Genomic DNA, 18,210 nt, shown 5'->3' on the forward strand with positions numbered 1-18,210 from the left:
AGTGTCCATCGAGGCCTGGGCGGCTGACGATCACGCTTTTATCATTGAACCCCATGCGGCGAACCGGTTAAGCAGGAGGGTGGTCTGACGCCACCCCGCACCGATCGCCATGGGGAGCAGCCGGACCGTAAAGGGGGGCTGTGTTGCATGATTGAGCCGCGCAAGGGGACTGGACAGCCGACGATTGCCGACGTCGCCGAACTCGCAGGCGTTTCGCGTGCAATCGCATCGCGCGCGCTTTCGAGCGAGCCGAGGCCGGTCTCGGCCGACAAGCGCGAACGTGTGCTGAAGGCGGCCCAGACGCTCGGCTACAAGCCGAACCTCCTCGCACGAAGCCTGACGACGAAGACGGTCAATCTCGTTGCCGTGGTGGTCAATCATATCCACGACCTTTCGGATCTCGACCTGTTCGATCTCCTGATCAGCGAGATTCAGTCCATCGGCAAGCAGGTGATCTTCGTTCGAGTCGGGTCCTCGCAAGGGATCGAGGAGTTCCTGCGCAACGGGATTGCCTATCACGTCGACGCTGCGCTGGTTTTCTCCGACTTTGCCGACGCCGCCACCGTGCGCAAGATGTTTCGCAATGACAGCGTGCTGATGCTGAACGGCATGCGCGACGCCGCCGCGCCCGCCATTATTCCCGACGAATTGACCGGAATCACGGCCGCAGTTGCGGATGCTGCCGGCAAAGGTGTTCGCACCGCTCTTCTCGTGACAGGGCGTGCGGCATCGGCCGTCGAGCAGGCACGGGTCGCACACTACAGGTCGGAACTTCAACGCAATGACATCGCGCTCGCCGGCGAGTTGCGCGGGGACTATTCCTACCAGAGCGGCCGACGCCTTGCGGTGTCACCCGACTGGAAGGAGGTGGACGCGGTATTCTGCACTTCGGATGCTATGGCCATGGGCGTGCTCGATGTTCACAGAGACGGGGTCCTGCAGACGCGTCCCAAAGCCTTTCGGCTCTATGGCTTCGACGACGTGACTTTGGCCGAGTATGAGGCCTATCCGATTTCATCCATAGGCTATGACAAGTCGATCTATATCAAGGAGATTCTGCGGTTCCTCACGCACCCGAAGGAGTTTCGGTCGGGCGGAACTCTGGTGCGGGTTCCGACCTATTTCGTTGCGCGCGACAGTTCCTGAACGAAAAGAATTGGGCCGGCAAGCCGGCCCATACCTGTATTTACCAGAGCGGATTCAGCGTCGGCGGATTGGCCTTTTCGCCCCACCATTTCTTGTAGTTGGCCTCATATGCGCCGGACTGGATGTAGTCCGAAACGAACATGTCGAGCCAGCGTACAAATTCCGGGTCGCCCTTGGCGACGGCAATGCCGATCGGGTCGTTGGAAAAGAGGCCCGGAAGGGTAATGAGGTTGTCGTTTTTGGTCGCGAGGTAATCGAGGAGCGAAGAATCCTCAATCGCTGCATCGGCACGCTTCTGCTGGAGCAGAAGGACGCCATCCGGCGAGAAATTATCAGTATAGACCAGCTCAGCATCCGGAACCGCTTTTTTCAGGAAGCTTTCGCCGGTCGTTCCGCGGCCGACGACGACCTTCTTTCCGGCAAGGTCCTTAAGCGAAGCAATGCCAGCATCCTTCTGGACGATCACGCGCAGGCCGGCGCGGTTATAGGGAATGGAAAAGTTGACCGTCTTTGCCCGCTCAAGCGTCGCGGACGTATTGGCGACAACGATGTCGAGCTGACCGGACACGAGCATGGAAATGCGCGCATCGCCGGAGACGTCGGTGAATTCGACCGGCACGCCAAGCTTGGCCGCGAGTTGCGTCGCAACATCGACGTCATATCCGACTGGATTGTTCTTGTCGTCGCGGAAGCCGATCGGCTCGCCGCCGAGCGAAACGCCGATGCGCACCGTGCCGCGGTCGCGAATCTCTTCGAGCTTGCTGGCCTGCGCGGCGCCGGTAAATGCCACTGCCGCGGTCATAGCAACGGCGGCAATCCTTGCAATCATGGTTTTCATGCATTTCCCCTTTGTGTTGTGGGCCGTGGATCGTATTGCCTCGCAATCCGCAGCTCAGGTTTCGATAATTGTGGCTCCCAGAACCAATATTTGATCTCTCCCGGGCAGCGGAAACTTGCGACGTCATGATTGCCCGCCGCATCGATTGCATGAACGACGACCCCGGCCAGAAAACCGGTGCCAAGTTCGGCAAGATCGTCGATCGCCATATCGACCGCTTCTCGCAATGAGTAGCCGAAGCGAAGGGCAAGCACGATGCTGCGCGCAGTGCCGCAGCGTATCGTCATTTCGCCCGTGTGGGTGCAGGCGGCCGCGCCATAGCGGCTATCGGCATAGAACCCTGCGCCGGCAATTGGCGAATCGCCGAGGCGGCCCGGATATTTCCAGGCCCAACCCGAAGTCGAGGTGGCGGCATGGATGCCACCCGCCATATCCTTCGACAGGAACACAGTGGTGTCGCGCACCCGTTCGGGGTCGGTGATGGCGCGGCTGAGGGGGGCGAGCGCTATGTCGGGGAACGCCGACAACTGTTCTGAGGAGAGCTCCTTTTCGAGCCTTTGCCACCAGACACGCTTGCTGTCGTCGAAAAGAACGTCGTCGAGCGGAAATCCGATCTCGGTTGCAAAGCGTCGGGCGCCGTCGCCGGTCAGCATCACGTGCGGCAGCCGCCGCATGACTTCGCGGGCGAGCGCGGCCACGGCCAATGTATCCGGCACGGCACCTACCGCGCCGACATCGCGCGTCGTTCCGTCCATGACGCCTGCGTCAAGCTCCATCTTGCCGAGCATGTTCGGCCAGCCGCCATAGCCAACGCTGCGCACCTTGACCTCGCGCTCCACCTCGGTGATGCCGGTGACCATTGCATCGATGCCGTGGGCATTCTGCTGCAAGAGCTCGACAGATTTTTCGAAACCGGGCCAGGCCTCGGAATTTGCGATGAGGATCATGTTCTATTCTTTGCGCATTTTGGAGAGGAACTGGGCGATGCGAGAATTGGCCATCCCGCCATCGCCGGCAAAAAAACGGTCGGTCGGCAGGTCGACCACGAGGCGGCCCTTGTCGAGAAAGACGATGCGCGAGGAAATCGTCCGCGCGAATTCGATCTCGTGGGTGACGAACACCATTGTCGTGCCCGTACGCGCAAGCTGCGCGAGAATATTGAGCACCTCGGCGGTCATCTCGGGGTCGAGCGCACTGGTGATTTCGTCCAGCAGCAGGTAGCGAGGCTTCATCGCCAGAGCGCGACAAATTCCGACACGCTGTCGCTGCCCCCCAGAAAGCTGGGCCGGATAGGCGTCAGCGCGTGCCCCAAGGCCAACAGAATCAAGCAAGGCGCGGGCCTCGGACTCGGCCTGCGCGCGAGGAATCCTGAGCACCTGGATCGGGGCAAGCGTGACGTTTTCGACCGCGGTCATATGCGGGTAAAGGTTGAGGAGCTGGAACACGGTTGCCGAGCGCTTGCGCGCCTCGGCAAGGTCTTTCGGGTTCGAAACATCGAAATCGTCGATGGTGATGAGCCCGCCGTCCAGCCGTTCGAGCCCGTTCATGCAGCGGATCAGCGTGGACTTTCCCGACCCGCTGGAGCCGAGAATAGAGACGACCTCGCCAACGTTGACGTCAAGATCGATTCCGTCGAGGACCACGGCGGAGCCGAAGGATTTTTGTACGCCGCGGGCGCGGATCATCTCACAGACCTTTCCATGCAGTGTGCGCGCGCAGGCGCCGCTCCAACCCTGCGCCCCCAAGAGCGATGAGCTTGGCGGCGATGTAGTAGAGACCGCCGACAACGGTCCAGACGATGAATGGCTTCAATGTACGCAGATTGAGAATGTTGCCGATCTTGGTGAGATCGACGACGCCGATGACGGAGATCAACGATGTCACCTGGAGCTGGTTCACGAGGAGTCCCGTCAGGGGCCCGATGGCAAAGGCCATCGCCTGCGGCGCAACGACGTGGCGCAATATTTGCCAGCGCGACAGGCCGAAAACCCGCGCGGATTCGATCTGGTCGCGGCCGATAGATTCGATCGCCGCAACGGCTATCACGTAAATGAACGCGGCCGTGTTGCCCGATAGCGTGATGACAGCGGCCTCGACTGGCGTAACGTTGATCTTCAACAGTGCCGGCAGGCCGAAAAATACAAGAAACAGCTGGACCAGAACCGGCGAGTTTTTAAGAAGCTCCGCGAGAAAGGTAATGAGCGGCGTAAGCAGAGGAACGCGATAAAAGCGTATGACCGCCCATATCGTGCCGATCAGGAATCCGATGAGCGTCGTTACAAGAAAGAGCGCCACCGATACGCCGAGACCCTGCGCCAGCAATATCAGGTCATAGGAGGTGAAGCTCGTATACCGCATCAGGCGACGTCCGGCATGCGGTCGCGATTGAGGCGCCGATGCAGCGCCCCTATCGCGAGCGAGATAAGATAGGTCAAGCTTGCATAGACGATCAGGAGCACAGCATAGACCTCGAACGGGCGAAACGTATCGGAGGCCACGATTTTCGCCGAACCGGTCAATTCATTGAGGGTGATGGTCGAAAGGATCGACGAGGTCAGCACCAGATTGATGAAGACTGAACCGAGCGGCCTTATCGATGTGCGCAGGGCAATCGGCATCACGATCTTGCGAAATATAGTCGGTTTCGACAGCCCGCTTACCTCGGCAGCCTCAAGGATGCCTGTATCGATGGCGAGAATTCCCGAGCGAATGACGTCGGAACTGAACGCACCTCCCGCAATCGAAAGCGCGAGAACCCCGGTCGTGAAGGCATCGATATAAATGCCGATTTCCGGAAGCCCGTAGAAAAAGAAGAACAGTTGCACGATGAACGGGATATTGCGGAACAGATCCACATATATGAAAGCGGCGCGCGACAGGAGCGGCGAAGATGACGTGCGCAGGGCCGCGACGAGAAGTCCGATGACAAGGCTGCCGAACAAAGCCAGTGCGCAGGCCTCGGCCGTCAGAAGCGCGCCCTTCAGCAAGAATGGCACGTGCGGCGCCAGTATCATCAGGTCAAATTTCAAACGGCTATCCCGAAGCGAGTGAAACCGGTTTCACATTTGCCGAACGCAGACCGAGTGTCAAGTCGGATAGACAAGGTTCCATCAAGCGCCGTTCAGAATTGTGGCAATAATGCGGCAGCTCTTCATCTCGGCGCTTAGAGCGGATAAGCGCTATAGTGGACAAGCGTACTCAAGATACGGAAATAATTGAGGAATTCAGTCCAGATATAGATTAGAACACTTCTAATATATTGTTATTGCTTCGTTTTTAGCGAAAGTTTATGACTTGGCCCGCGTATAGGCCGTGTCATTCGCACGGTAAAGCCTGCGCTGGGGTTCGAATTCATGCTTGTTCCGTTTCTGATAATGCTGCGCGAGGGTATCGAGGCAGCACTTATCGTGGGTATCGTCGCGAGCTATCTCAAGCAGACGGGACGCGGTGAATGGATGCCTGCCGTATGGGTGGGCGTTCTCCTTGCAGTCGCCTTGTCGCTCTTTGTCGGCGCTGCACTGCAACTGGTCAGCGCCCAGTTTCCGCAGAAGGCACAGGAGTTCTTCGAGGCGATCGTCGGCCTGATAGCGGTCATCGTGCTTTCGTCCATGGTTTTCTGGATGCGCAAGGCCGCGCGCTCGATCAAATCAGAGTTGCATACCCATATCGACGAGGCCCTCGCCCATACGTCCGGGCAAGCAACGGCACTGATCGCCATGGTGTTCTTCGCAGTGGCGCGCGAAGGGCTTGAATCGGTGTTCTTTCTGCTCGCCATCTTCCAGCAGAGCCCATCGAGCGAAGCACCACTTGGGGCCGTCCTTGGCATTCTGGTTTCGATTGCGCTCGGTTACGGCATCTATTTCGGCGGTGTGAGGATGAATCTCCGCCGGTTCTTCTTCTGGACGGGCCTGTTCATTCTCGTTGTTGCCGCCGGCATTCTGGCGGGCACGCTGCGCCATTTCCACGAGGCAGGTGTCTGGAACAGCCTGCAGACAGTGGTCGTCGATTTGAGCGGAATCCTGCCGGTAAGCAGCCCGCTCGGGACCATCTTGTCGGGCATGTTCGGCTATCAGGATATGCCGACGCTGGGCGAAGTCATCGTCTACTTCTCGTTCCTTGCGATCAGCCTCTACTTTTTCTTGCGACCTTACGTTTCGGCTGCCGCAAACGCGCCAGCGACCAAGCCCTCGAACTGATCGGACGATTCTTCATGTCGCAATCCACCGGCTCCGCCTCCCCTCGCCCCGCATCACAGAAATTGATGCAATTGGCCGTCGTCGGGGCGGCGGCCCTCGTCGTCGCCGGCGGCGCCGCGTTCTATTATGCATCGAAGAATGTAAAGCCAGCGGCAGCGGGCGATGCCATCACGGTAACAATCAAGAACGGCGCCTGCGATCCCAATGCGATTACCGTGGCCGCCGGTCCCTCTACATTTACGATCGTCAACCAATCGGATCGCGCGCTCGAGTGGGAAATTCTCGACGGCGTCATGGTGATCGAGGAGCGGGAGAATATCGCGCCGGGAATCAGCCAGACGCTGCAGGCGAAATTGAAGCCCGGCGACTATGAGATCACCTGTGGGCTCCTCAACAATCCGCGCGGAACTTTGCATGTGACACCGTCCGCCGTATCCGACGCCGAGGCGGCGCGGCCGGCACTTCGCGCCTATCTTGGGCCGCTCGCCGAATTCCAGGTGTTTCTCGTTACCCAGGGAAACAGCCTCGTCAAGGCGAGCCAGTCCCTCGATGCCGCCATCAAGGCGGGCGATCTCGAAAAGGCCAAGGCAGCCTACCAAAGCGCGCGCGTTCCCTACAAGCAGATCGAGCCGATGGCAGATCAATTCGCGGACCTTCACAATGCCATCGATCCTGTCGCCGATTATCTCGAGAAGCGTGAGCAGGATCCGGCGTTCACCGGCTTCCATCGCATCGAATACGGCCTCTACACACAGAAAAGCACGGCGGGGCTCGAAAACTATTCGACCAAATTGCTGGCCGACGTGACAGCACTGAAAGACCGCATTCGCGGTTTGCGAATTTCCCCAGAGCAGATCGCCAAGGGTGCGCAGCGCCTCATGGCGTCCACGGCAGAGACGAAGGTGGCTGCGGGTGTCGACCACTACGCGCAGACCGATCTTTCCGACTTCGAGGCAAACGTCGCGGGCGTATCGCGGATGATGGCGCTGCTGAAGCCCGTCGCGGTGACCGCAGCCCCGCAGGTTGTCGGGGATATTGAGTTGCGTTTGACTGATGTGAGCACCGAGCTGAAAGCCCTTCGCGGGCCGGATGGCTATCCTTCCTATGACGGCGTCAATGCCGATACCCGGAAGGTCCTTTCGCAGAAGATGCAGGCGCTGGCGGATGCGATCGGCAAGCTCAACGCCGCTGTGGGATTGGAGTAACGACGATGGCGGCGAACGACAAGGGCCTCGTCACCACGCGCCGAAATTTACTGTTTGGCGTCGGCGCGGCTGGCGGTGTCCTCGCCACAGGGCTTGGCAGCGCAAGCGCGGCCGCGAAGCAGGAGGAACAGGTCACCGACGCTCCCGTCAGTGACAAGACGCAGGAGCGCCAGCCCTTCTACGGCGTGCATCAGGCCGGTATCATCACGCCCCGCCCGGCTGCCGGAATGATCGCAGCCTTTGACGTTCTCGCCTCGACCCCTGAAGACGTCGAGCGGCTGTTCCGCACCTTGTCGGAACGCATCGCTTTTCTGATGCAGGGCGGCAAGCCCCCTGTTTTCGACGACAGATTGCCGCCGTCGGATTCGGGCATTCTCGGGCCCGTCGTCCCACCAGATAATTTGACCATGACGGTCTCGCTCGGCTCGTCGTTCTTTGCCAAGCGCGATTGGCTCGGGGCACACAAGCCGAAGCGGTTGTCGCGAATGAAGGCGTTTCGCAATGACGCGCTTGATGGCGACCTTTGCCACGGCGATCTGGCGTTGCAGATATCGTCCAACACGCCCGATACCAACATTCACGCGCTGCGCGATATCATCAAGACCATGCCGGACCTTCTGGTTTTGCGCTGGAAGCAGGAGGGCTCTGTCCCTGTGTTGCCACCAAAGCCAGACGGTAGTCATGAGAGCGCGCGCAACTTCCTCGGCTTCCGCGATGGCTCGGCCAATCCGGACGCCAATAATACCGAACTGATGGACCGCATTGTCTGGCTGACGGAGAACAGCGATGAGCCCGAATGGGCGCGTCGGGGCTCCTACCAGGTGGTGCGCATCATCCGCAACTTCGTCGAACGCTGGGACCGGACGCCGCTTGGCGAACAGGAGCGCATCATCGGGCGCAAGAAAGCAACCGGCGCTCCGTTTTCTGGCGAAACCGAACATGACCTACCGGATTATGCGAAGGATCCAGAGGGCAAGGTGACGCCGCTCGATGCCCATATCAGGCTCGCCAATCTGCGCACGCCGGAATCCGAGGCCAATCTCATCCTGCGCCGTCCGTTCAACTATTCGAATGGTGTCAGCAAGTCCGGTCAGCTCGAACAGGGACTGCTGTTCATCTGTTACCAGGCCGATCTTGAAAAAGGGTTCATCACTGTGCAGCGCCAGCTGGATGGTGAACCGCTGGAAGAATACATCAAGCCGATCGGCGGCGGCTTCTTCTTCACACTACCCGGCCCACTTGATGAAACCGACTTCCTGGGCCGGACACTACTCGAAGCAGCGGGTCACGCCGTGACTCGCGTCAGATCTTAAGGGGATAATCGATGAAGCTTAAACTTACACTCTCTGCCAGCCTGTTCGCCCTTTCCTCGGCCATCCTTCCTGGTGTGGCGGTGGCCGAGGTATCGCCACTCGATCTCGTGCAGCCGATCGCCGACTACAAGATTTATGTGTCGGAAAACTCCGAGAAGCTCGTGGCTGATACCAAGGCATTCACTGACGCCATCAAGGCCGGTGATGTCGAAAAGGCGAAGTCGCTCTTTGGCGCGACCCGCATGAGCTATGAGGCGATCGAACCGATCGCAGAACTCTTCAGCGATCTTGACGGCTCGATCGACTCGCGTGCCGACGATCATGAGCTTGCTGAAAAGGACCCTGGGTTCACGGGCTTCCATCGGATTGAGTATGGCCTTTTCGCTCAGAACAGCACCGAGGGTCTTGGTCCGGTTGCCGACCAGCTCATGGCTGACGTAACCGAGCTCAACAAGCGCATTACCGACCTCACCCTGCCGCCGGAGAAGGTCGTCGGCGGCGCTGCCGTTCTGATGGAAGAAGTGGCTGCCACAAAGATCTCCGGCGAGGAAGATCGCTACAGCCATACCGACCTTTGGGACTTCAAGGCCAACTTCGATGGTTCGCGCAAGATCTTCGATCTTGTTCGTCCCCTGATCGAAAAGGATGAGGCCGCCTTCGTGACCAAGGTTTCGGCCAATTTCGACGCGGTCGATACGACCCTGGCGAAGTACAAGACCGCCGATGGCTACGAGCTATACGACAAGCTGAGCGAAGACGACCGCAAGGTCCTTGCCGCTGCCGTCAACACGCTCGCCGAAGACCTTTCGACCTTGCGCGGAAAGCTCGGCCTGAACTGACAAGCCTGAGAATCGAGAGGTGCAAGAGGCCCGGTCATCGCGACCGGGCCTTTTTGTTTGCCCGCTCGGCATGCGGCATTTTCGCCCCGCTCCGTACCCATTCTTGACCCGCTCGCTTTCTTTGCTACTGTCATTTCAGTAATTTCTGAAATAACAGATAAAGCGAAAGAGCACCATGAATCTCCCGCCGCTCGTACAGTCCTTCGTTTTGCATTTTGGCGAAATGGGAAGCCGCTGGGGCATCAACCGGACGGTTGGCCAGATCTATGCGCTGCTCTATGTCTCGCCGGATCCGCTTAACGCGGATCAGATCGTTGATGCTCTCGGCATCTCGCGCTCGAACGTTTCCATGAGCTTACGCGAATTGCAGGCCTGGAATCTGGTTCTTTTGAAACACCTGCCCGATGATCGTCGCGATTTCTTCACGACGCCCGACGACGTCTGGCAGATCCTGCGGACGCTCGCAGAAGAGCGCAAGAAGCGTGAAGTCGATCCTACACTGTCGGTCCTGCGAGAGATTCTGATGCAGCAGCCTGCGAGCGAGGCGGAACGGCATGCGCAGGAGCGGATGAGTGAAATGCATGGGCTCATCGAGCGGCTGACGACCTGGTATGAGGATGTCAAGCAACTTGAGACCGACCGGCTGGCAACCCTGTTGACGCTGGGCGCCAAAGTCACGAAACTGCTGGAGGCGAAGGATAAGATCGTCTCGCTCGGCAGATCGAAGCGCACTACTGAAAAGGGTTGATGGCATGAAACCCGCAGCAGATGCATCATTGGCGCTTCGCTCAGAGGTGAGCCCGGCAGATGCATGCACTGTGCGGGAATCGACTCATAAGCCGTCTTCCAGTCTGCCGATTGACAAGCAAAAGCCCGCTCGCGCCAAGGCGGCAGCGTGGTTGCAACTAGCGGCGGCCCTCCTCTGGCTTCCGCAGGCATGGTTGCTGGCAATGGCGGTTGGCCAGATTATCGCGGGCACCGATTGGCGCAATATTGTCTGGCTCGCCGTTGGGGTTGTCGCCCTCGGCGTCCTGCGGTCTGCTCTTGACGCGGCGGGTACGCGGGTTGCGTTCCTTTCCGCCCGCAAGTCACTTTCCGAACTGCGCCAAACCGCTATCGCCTCCCTGGCGCGGCGCTCGCCTCTCGACATGACGCGTCCCGCCTCCGGGCTTGCAGCAAGCGCGATAACCGAGCAGACCGAGGCTATCCTGCCCTATCTGGCCCGCTTCCAACCGGCGCGGCTCAAGGCGACATATGTTCCCCTTGCCATCCTTGCCTCTATTGTCCCGTTCTCCTGGGTGCCGGCTCTGGTGCTGCTCATGGCGGCGCCGTTGATACCGCTATTCATGGCGCTGATTGGCTGGCGCGCCAAGGCTGCCAGTGAGAAGCAACTGGTCGAGATGGGCAGCATGAACGGCTTTCTTCTTGATCGCCTGCGTGGAATGACGACCATACGCGTTTTCGATGCAGTTGACCTGACGGCCGACCGGTTGCGCGCCAACGCCGAATCCCTGCGCTCGCGTACGATGGCCGTACTGCGGGTTGCCTTTCTCTCTTCGGCCGTTCTCGAACTCTTTGCCGCCCTCGGCGTAGCCATGGTCGCCGTCTATATCGGTTTCCACTATCTTGGACAGTTGCCATTCGGTGCCTGGGGTGGGCGGCTCGATCTGAGCGAGGGCTTGTTCATCCTCCTGCTTGCGCCGGCCTTCTTCGAACCGCTGCGGGAACTTTCATCCGTATGGCACGACCGTGCTGCCGGTGAAGCGGCGCTGGCCGCACTTGCCGAGCTCAGCGATCAGGGCATCGCCATTGTGGGCGGGTTTGGCGGCAATGATCAGGACGACGATGATAAGGCCGCATCAGTCTCGATCGAAGCGCTTGGCTATTCTCACGCGGCGCGTGATCGCGATGTACTGGAAGACTTCGACCTTGAGGTAAAGCCCGGCGAGCGTGTCGCGATACTGGGCCCGAGTGGGTCGGGCAAGTCTACCCTGCTTGCGCTGATCGCAGGACTGGCTCCCCTTGAAAATGGCAGGATCGTCATCGGCGGCACGCATCTTACAAGCGCGACTGCAGATCAGTTGCGCAATCGAATGATTTGGATCGGCCAAAGGCCGCATATATTTGCCGGCTCACTATATGAGAATATCGCGCTCGGGCGTCCGGATGTAGACAAGGCACGCGCGGACAGTGCACTGGCTGTTGCCGCCCTCGAACACGTCGCCGAAGCCCACGGCAGTTTTCAATTGGGTGAGGGCGGTTCCGGCCTTTCGGGCGGCGAGATACTGAGGTTGGCGCTCGCGCGTGCTGCTGCTGGCTCAGGAAAGAGCCTTATCCTCGCCGATGAGCCGACGGCGCATCTGGACACGATCACCGCTCGCGAAATCACCGAAGGCCTCCTCGAAATCGCCAGGGGCAAGACGCTGATCGTTGCAACGCACGATCCCATACTCGCCGCCCGCATGGATCGCATCGTCAGGCTATCGCCTCAGATCGCGCAGGAGGCTGCGTGATGGGCATCCTCCAGACTTTCCGGCCGATCATTGCGCTATTTTACAGGGAGCGCCGCAGCATGCTCCTTGCTGGTGCATTGCTCGCAGCGGCCACGGTTCTTACCGGCATCATGCTGCTTGGCCTCTCAGGCTGGTTCATCACCGCGACGGCCATTGCCGGACTCTCATCTGCAACAGCATTTGCATTCGACGTATTCGCACCGGCGGCTGCCATCCGATTTCTGGCTCTCGCGCGAACGGCAGCGCGTTATGGCGAGCGCCTGACAACGCATGATGCAACGCTCGGCGTGCTCGCTGGTTTGCGCGAACAATTGTTTCGCTACTGGTCACGCCCGCAATCCGCAAGGTTGCTCGTTCAGCGGCCGTCGCGCCTGCTGTTCCGTCTTACCGCCGATATCGACGCGCTCGATTCGCTATATCTGCGCGTGCTCGTACCGGCAGCAGTTGCGATCGTGACAGCGCTCGCCGTTGCCGTAACTCTTGGGATGATGCATCCGCTTGTCGGTCTTGGCGCAGGGACATTCCTGCTTCTCATAGGGCTTGGCGTGCCGCTCATCGCCGCAAGGTTCGCGGGTGCCTCGTCGATACGCCGCGCTCACGCGCTTGAGGCGCTCCGCTCCCGCAGCATCGATCTCGTTGCCGGACAGACAGATCTATTGATGACCGGTCGGCTTGCGGCGCAAGTTGAAGGGGTGGCGGCCGCCGACCGCCGGGCGGCTGCCGCCGATAGCCGTCTGAACTGGATCGAGGTTTTCGCCGGCGCAGGGCTTGGGGTCGCCTCGGCGCTCCTGCTTGGCGGGACGCTCATGGCCATGGCGGCCCTTGCCAGCGCGGGCGCGATCAATGGTCCCGTTGCGGCGCTTGGCGTTCTTGTGGCCCTCGCAGCGCTCGAACCCTTTGCAGCATTGCGCCGGGGCGCCGTGGAGCTTGGCCGCACCTTACTCGCCGCACGGAGAATTGGACCAAGCCTTGCACCCCCCTCCCCTCCCGTGCCACGAACAGCGGCGCTGAACGGCGAAGCGGTTCGTACTGCGAATGCTAGGGTCACCCATGACGGCGCCCCCCTCCCCGCCCTCCACGCATTAAACTTCACAGTTGCCGACGGCGAGCGTGTTGCACTGATCGGGCCGAGCGGTGCCGGCAAGTCGACCCTGCTGGCGCTCATTGCCGGTGAACTTGGCGCCGATCGCGGCGAAGTCGCAACCGCAAAATCTGCTCTGCTGACGCAGAGCACCGAACTTTTTCAGGACACGCTGCGTGACAATCTGCGGCTGGCAGCGCCGGAGGCGGATGACGCGCAACTGCATCGCGCGCTTGATCAGGCGGGGCTCAACGAGCTTGTTGCATCGCTTCCGATGGGTCTCGGCACCAATCTTGGCGAAGGCGGGCTCGGCCTCTCCGGCGGACAATCGCGGCGCCTTGCTCTTGCGCGACTGCTTTTGCGCGATGCGCCGCTCTGGCTGCTTGACGAGCCGACCGAAGGCCTCGACGGCGCCACCGCCCGTGACGTGCTGCAACAGCTCCGCAGTGCCATGCCGGGCCATGCGGTCGTGATCGCGACGCATATTCGCCGCGAGGCCGAACTCGCTGACAGGATCATCATTCTCGAACACGGGCGGATCGTCGCTGCGCCGCGCCGTGGGGAGAAGGTTTTCGATACCGCCCTCGCCGCGCTACGGCCGGACTGAGGGCCAGCAACTTCATTCGGCGGCACGCAAATGTGCTGCCGGTCAACAGGGGGGGTCGGGGTAGGCCCGACTAGATGCAATGGAACTCGATATCGTGGCGCTTTCGCGCCTGCAATTTGCGATAACGGCGTTATATCACTTTCTCTTCGTCCCGCTGACGCTGGGGCTTTCAATACTCCTGGCGATCATGGAAACGGTCTACGTCATGACCGGCCGCGTCATATGGCGCCAGATGACCAAATTCTGGGGTACCCTATTCGGTATCAATTTCGCCATCGGCGTCGCGACCGGCATCGTGATGGAATTCCAGTTCGGTATGAACTGGAGTTATTACAGCCACTATGTCGGCGATATTTTCGGCGCGCCGCTCGCGATCGAGGGGCTGATGGCATTCTTCCTCGAAGCGACATTCGTCGGCCTGTTCTTCTTCGGATGGGACAAGCTGTCGAAGGTCGGCCACCTCGTCGCGACCTGGTGTGTTGCCGCCGGTTCCAACTTTTCGGCGCTCTGGATACTCATCGCCAATGGATGGATGCAGAATCCCGTAGGCGCGACCTTCAATCCGCAGACAATGCGCATGGAAGTATCTGATTTCTATGCAGTTTTGTTCAATCCTGTCGCGCAGGCGAAGTTCGTTCACACCGTTTCGGCTGGCTATGTCACTGCATCGCTTTTCGTTCTCGGCGTGTCGGCGTGGTATGCGTTGAAGGGGCGTCACATTGCGCTCGCCAAGCGTTCGATGACCGTCGCCGCCTCGTTCGGCCTCGCATCCGCCTTATCGGTCGTCGTTCTCGGTGACGAGAGCGGATATCTGTCGACTGAGCACCAGAAGATGAAACTCGCCTCGATCGAAGCGATGTGGGAGACGGAACCTGCCCCCGCCGCTTTCACCGTTTTCGGCTTCCCCGATCAGGAATCGCGGGAAACGCATTTTGCAGTGCGCGTCCCGTGGGTTATGGGATTGATCGGTACGAGGTCGCTGACGACGCCAATCCCCGGCATTGAGGAACTTGTCGAACACGCCCGTTTGCGTATTAAGGAAGGCATCATCGCCTATGACGCCTTGCAGAAAATAAGAGAGGTCGGCAGCACGACGGCTGTTTCCGCCGAGGTGCGCGATGCTTTCGAGGCGAATGGCGCCGATCTCGGCTACGCCCTGCTGCTGAAGCGCTATGTGGATGATCCGCGCCTCGCCACACCCGAGCAGATCGACAAGGCGGCCTGGGATACGGTTCCGAACGTCCCGAGACTGTTCTGGTCGTTCCGCATCATGGTTGGGCTCGGTATCTTCTTCATTATCCTGACGACGACCTTCTTCATTCTGTCCGTTCGCCGCAAGATCGACGCCTATCCCTGGCTGTTGCGGGTCGCCGTGTTTGCGATCCCCCTCCCCTGGATCGCCGCCGAACTCGGCTGGGTGGTCGCCGAATCCGGTCGTCAGCCCTGGATCATCGAAGGCGTTCTTCCGACAGCCGCGGCGGTCTCCAGCCTCGGTGCATCGACGGTGCTCCTCACCATTTGCGGTTTCGTGCTGATCTATACGGTTCTGATCTTCATCGAGATGGGCCTGATGCTGCGCGCTATCCAAAAAGGCCCCGACCCTGACACCGAGCCGGAAGCCGAACTCATTTCCCCGCACATCGTGCCAGCGGAGTAAGCAAACATGATACTGCACCAATTCATCGACTATGAGCTCCTGCGCCTTATCTGGTGGGTCCTGCTGGGTGTTCTTCTCATCGGCTTCGCCATTACCGACGGCTTCGACCTCGGGATTGGCACGCTCCTGCCCTTCGTCACCAAGACCGAGACAGAGCGGCGCATTGCGATAAATGTCATCGGCCCCACCTGGGAAGGCAACCAGGTCTGGCTCATTCTTGGCGGCGGCGCTATCTTCGCCGCATGGCCGCCGCTTTACGCGGTTTCCTTCTCGGGCTTCTATCTCGCGATGTTCGCAATCCTCGCGGCATTGATCTTGCGGCCGGTTGCCTTCAAATACCGTTCGAAGCGCGATAGCGACCGCTGGCGCAGCGGCTGGGATATTGCTCTTTTCATCGGCGGGTTTGTGCCGTCGCTTATCTTCGGTGTTGCGGTGGGCAATGTCCTCCAGGGCGTTCCGTTCCGCTTCAACAACGACCTTCGCGTCTTTTACGAGGGTACGTTCTTCGGCCTGCTCAATCCGTTCGCCTTGCTGTGCGGCGTGCTTTCGGTCGTGATGCTCATCATGCATGGGAGCGCCTATCTGATGCTGAAGACCGAAGGCCCGATCGCCGAACGCGCCCGCAGCTATGGCGCGCTCGCGGCACTCGTGACGCTCGTACTTTACGCTCTTGCCGGTATCATTCTTTGGCTGGGCATTGATGGCTACGTCATCACGAGCGCGATAGATCCTCACGGCCCGTCAAACCCACTCATGAAAACGGTGGCGGAGGCGCCGGCTGGCTGGTTTAGCAACTATGGCGCCTATCCCGTGCTGCTCATCGCCCCGATACTGGGACTTGCCGGCGCTGCCCTGGCCTTTTACGGCTTTCGCGCGAGGGCGGAAATAGCGACGCTTCTCGTGAGCGCTCTGTCGATCTTCGGAATGATCGCAAGCGTCGGCGTGTCGATGTTCCCGTTCATCCTCCCCTCCTCGCTGGATCCACGGTCGAGCCTGACGGTTTGGGATGCATCTTCGAGCCATCTCACACTGTTCATCATGCTGGTCGTGACCGCGATCTTCATCCCGCTGATCGTCGCCTACACAAGCTGGGTCTATCACGTGCTCTGGGGCAAGGTAGATGCCAATTCAGTCGATGACAAAAGCGGCCACGCCTACTGATTGAAAGGATAGAATCATGTGGTATTTCTCCTGGCTTCTCGGATTACCATTCGCCGCGGCCTTCGCCGTCCTTAATGCGATGTGGTACGAACTCGTAGAGGACGATGCGACACGCAAGGACGGCACCGATCAGCGCAAATGATCACAGCTTTGTTCTACACGTGAGTTTACTGCGGTAAACTGGATTGATTTCTTGCGTTGAATCAATCACCTAGAGCCGGCATCCATGTGATGGCAAATGTCGTTTAAAGCGGCTGACGCCTTCACGGATTTGCCGGCTCTTCCACAGGCGAAATCCTGTTAACCTTTTGTTAACCCAAAAATTCTTGCCGGATCAGACGAATCGGAGCTTAATGGCGCTTCGTAAAGCGTTTGCTTTGAAAAAGCGCTATTAGAGGTTTCGATTCAGATGAATATCGCAATGCCTCTGCCCAAGTTCGAGTTCGACGACAAGATTCTCGATCAAGGGGCGGAGATCTCCCGCCGGCTGGACCAACTTCGGATGGAAAAGTTTCCTCCGAATGCGAAGAAGACATTGCGCTCCTTTTCAATGGCCGAGGTCGCCCATTATCTCGGCGTCACCCAGAACAATCTGAAGCGCCTGCACCTCGAAGGCAAGGGCCCCGTACCCGCACAGGCAGCGTCCGGTCGCCGTTCCTATACGGCCGAGCAGATGATGGAATTGCGGCACTATCTCGATCGCAACGGCCGCACCGAAGTGAAGAAGTACGTGCCGCACCGCAAACCGGGCGACAAGCTGCAAGTTATAGCCGTTGTCAATTTCAAGGGCGGATCCGGCAAGACGACGACGGCTGCGCATCTTGCCCAATACCTCGCCCTGACCGGACACCGCGTTCTTGCGATCGATCTTGATCCGCAAGCCTCATTGTCGGCTCTGCACGGCTTTCAACCCGAACTCGACCGCAATTTGTCGCTCTACGAATCCATTCGTTACGACGATGAGCGCAAGCCGATCTCCGAGGTCATCCTGCCGACCAACTTTCCCGGGCTCGACATAATCCCGGCAAATCTCGAACTGCAGGAATATGAATACGACACCCCGCTGGCTATGCAGGATCGCTCCTCGTTTGAAGGTCGTCAGTTCTTCACTCGGATCGGCAAGGCCCTCGAAGAAGTGGATAGCCGCTACGACGTTGTCGTTGTCGATTGCCCGCCGCAGCTTGGCTATCTGACGCTGACAGCCATGTCGGCGGCTACGTCCGTTCTTATTACCGTGCACCCGCAGATGCTCGATCTCATGTCGATGTCGCAGTTCCTGTTGATGCTCGGCGGGATCCTGAAGACAGTCAAGCAGGCCGGGGCAAAGGTCCAGCTCGACTGGTTCCGCTACCTGATCACGCGCTACGAGCCGACGGACATTCCGCAGGCCCAGATGGTCGGCTTCATGCAATCGATGCTGGCCGAGGAGATCCTTTCCAATCCCATGCTGAAATCCACGGCAATCTCCGATGCCGGGCTAACAAAGCAGACCCTCTATGAGGTCGAGAAGAACAGCTTCACGCGATCAACCTATGAACGCGCAATTGAGTCGCTGGACGCGGTCAACGCCGAGATCGCAACGCTCATTCACCGTGCGTGGGGACGCTGACCATGGGTGAGGGGTTTACCGCAGTAAAAAACGCGAAATTGGAAC

General features: G+C 59.5%; 17 protein-coding genes. 12 read left to right on the forward strand and 5 right to left on the reverse strand.

The window, feature by feature from the left end; all coding sequences use genetic code 11:
* Positions 1-147: 147 nt before the first annotated feature.
* Positions 148-1,146 carry a LacI family DNA-binding transcriptional regulator gene (locus BM074_RS19905; RefSeq protein ID WP_027232964.1) on the forward strand — a complete coding sequence of 333 codons (999 nt, stop codon included), beginning with the start codon at positions 148-150 and terminating at the stop codon, positions 1,144-1,146.
* A 40-nt stretch (positions 1,147-1,186) separates the two neighbouring features.
* On the opposite strand, the gene BM074_RS19910 is transcribed toward BM074_RS19905, so the two are convergent.
* Genes BM074_RS19910 through BM074_RS19930 form a run of 5 tightly spaced genes read right to left on the reverse strand, consistent with a single transcriptional unit; the run spans position 1,187 to position 5,013 of the window.
* On the reverse strand, positions 1,187-1,984 hold the full coding sequence (locus BM074_RS19910) for a transporter substrate-binding domain-containing protein (protein WP_091924559.1): 798 nt from the start codon (positions 1,982-1,984) through the stop codon (positions 1,187-1,189).
* The gene (locus BM074_RS19915; RefSeq protein WP_091924562.1) at positions 1,981-2,931 is read right to left on the reverse strand and encodes an isoaspartyl peptidase/L-asparaginase; all 951 of its coding nucleotides are present in this window, start codon (positions 2,929-2,931) and stop codon (positions 1,981-1,983) included. Before BM074_RS19915 ends, BM074_RS19910 begins: the two co-directional genes overlap by 4 nt.
* Positions 2,932-2,934: 3 nt before the next feature.
* The gene (locus BM074_RS19920) at positions 2,935-3,669 is read right to left on the reverse strand and encodes an amino acid ABC transporter ATP-binding protein (protein WP_091924565.1); all 735 of its coding nucleotides are present in this window, start codon (positions 3,667-3,669) and stop codon (positions 2,935-2,937) included.
* A 1-nt stretch (position 3,670) separates the two neighbouring features.
* Positions 3,671-4,342, reverse strand: coding sequence for an amino acid ABC transporter permease (locus tag BM074_RS19925; protein ID WP_091924567.1), 672 nt, complete (start codon positions 4,340-4,342; stop codon positions 3,671-3,673).
* On the reverse strand, positions 4,342-5,013 hold the full coding sequence (locus BM074_RS19930; protein ID WP_091924570.1) for an amino acid ABC transporter permease: 672 nt from the start codon (positions 5,011-5,013) through the stop codon (positions 4,342-4,344). Before BM074_RS19930 ends, BM074_RS19925 begins: the two co-directional genes overlap by 1 nt.
* Before the next feature lie 324 nt (positions 5,014-5,337).
* On the opposite strand from BM074_RS19930, the gene efeU reads away from it, so the two are divergent.
* From efeU to repA, 11 genes are all read left to right on the forward strand, one after another.
* Positions 5,338-6,180: an iron uptake transporter permease EfeU gene (gene efeU, locus BM074_RS19935; protein WP_091924573.1), complete on the forward strand. Its 843-nt coding sequence runs from the start codon at positions 5,338-5,340 to the stop codon at positions 6,178-6,180.
* Positions 6,181-6,194: 14 nt separating this feature from the next.
* Positions 6,195-7,385, forward strand: coding sequence for an iron uptake system protein EfeO (gene efeO / locus BM074_RS19940; protein ID WP_091924575.1), 1,191 nt, complete (start codon positions 6,195-6,197; stop codon positions 7,383-7,385).
* 5 nt (positions 7,386-7,390) lie between these two features.
* A complete protein-coding gene (gene efeB / locus BM074_RS19945) occupies positions 7,391-8,698 on the forward strand; it encodes an iron uptake transporter deferrochelatase/peroxidase subunit (protein WP_091924577.1) in 1,308 nt (435 codons plus the stop codon).
* 11 nt (positions 8,699-8,709) lie between these two features.
* Positions 8,710-9,537, forward strand: a complete 828-nt coding sequence (gene efeO, locus BM074_RS19950; RefSeq protein ID WP_091924581.1) for an iron uptake system protein EfeO — start codon at positions 8,710-8,712, stop codon at positions 9,535-9,537.
* Between the two features lie 175 nt (positions 9,538-9,712).
* The gene (locus BM074_RS19955) at positions 9,713-10,285 is read left to right on the forward strand and encodes a GbsR/MarR family transcriptional regulator (RefSeq protein WP_027232955.1); all 573 of its coding nucleotides are present in this window, start codon (positions 9,713-9,715) and stop codon (positions 10,283-10,285) included.
* A 4-nt stretch (positions 10,286-10,289) separates the two neighbouring features.
* The gene (cydD, locus tag BM074_RS19960) at positions 10,290-12,050 is read left to right on the forward strand and encodes a thiol reductant ABC exporter subunit CydD (protein WP_091924584.1); all 1,761 of its coding nucleotides are present in this window, start codon (positions 10,290-10,292) and stop codon (positions 12,048-12,050) included.
* Positions 12,050-13,738, forward strand: a complete 1,689-nt coding sequence (gene cydC, locus BM074_RS19965) for a thiol reductant ABC exporter subunit CydC (protein ID WP_091924587.1) — start codon at positions 12,050-12,052, stop codon at positions 13,736-13,738. The genes cydD and cydC overlap by 1 nt, the downstream gene beginning before the upstream one ends.
* A 79-nt stretch (positions 13,739-13,817) precedes the next feature.
* Positions 13,818-15,395 (forward strand): cytochrome ubiquinol oxidase subunit I, encoded by a 1,578-nt coding sequence (locus BM074_RS19970; RefSeq protein WP_091924589.1) that lies wholly within the window; start codon positions 13,818-13,820, stop codon positions 15,393-15,395.
* Between the two features lie 6 nt (positions 15,396-15,401).
* Positions 15,402-16,556 (forward strand): cytochrome d ubiquinol oxidase subunit II, encoded by a 1,155-nt coding sequence (gene cydB, locus BM074_RS19975; protein ID WP_091924593.1) that lies wholly within the window; start codon positions 15,402-15,404, stop codon positions 16,554-16,556.
* 16 nt (positions 16,557-16,572) lie between these two features.
* Positions 16,573-16,698 (forward strand): cytochrome bd-I oxidase subunit CydX, encoded by a 126-nt coding sequence (cydX, locus tag BM074_RS19980; RefSeq protein ID WP_091924596.1) that lies wholly within the window; start codon positions 16,573-16,575, stop codon positions 16,696-16,698.
* A gap of 267 nt (positions 16,699-16,965) precedes the next feature.
* Positions 16,966-18,165 (forward strand): plasmid partitioning protein RepA, encoded by a 1,200-nt coding sequence (gene repA, locus BM074_RS19985; RefSeq protein WP_091924599.1) that lies wholly within the window; start codon positions 16,966-16,968, stop codon positions 18,163-18,165.
* The last annotated feature ends 45 nt before the right edge of the window (positions 18,166-18,210 follow it).

It is taken from the genome of Phyllobacterium sp. CL33Tsu, assembly GCF_900113985.1.
Classification (GTDB): domain Bacteria; phylum Pseudomonadota; class Alphaproteobacteria; order Rhizobiales; family Rhizobiaceae; genus Phyllobacterium; species Phyllobacterium pellucidum.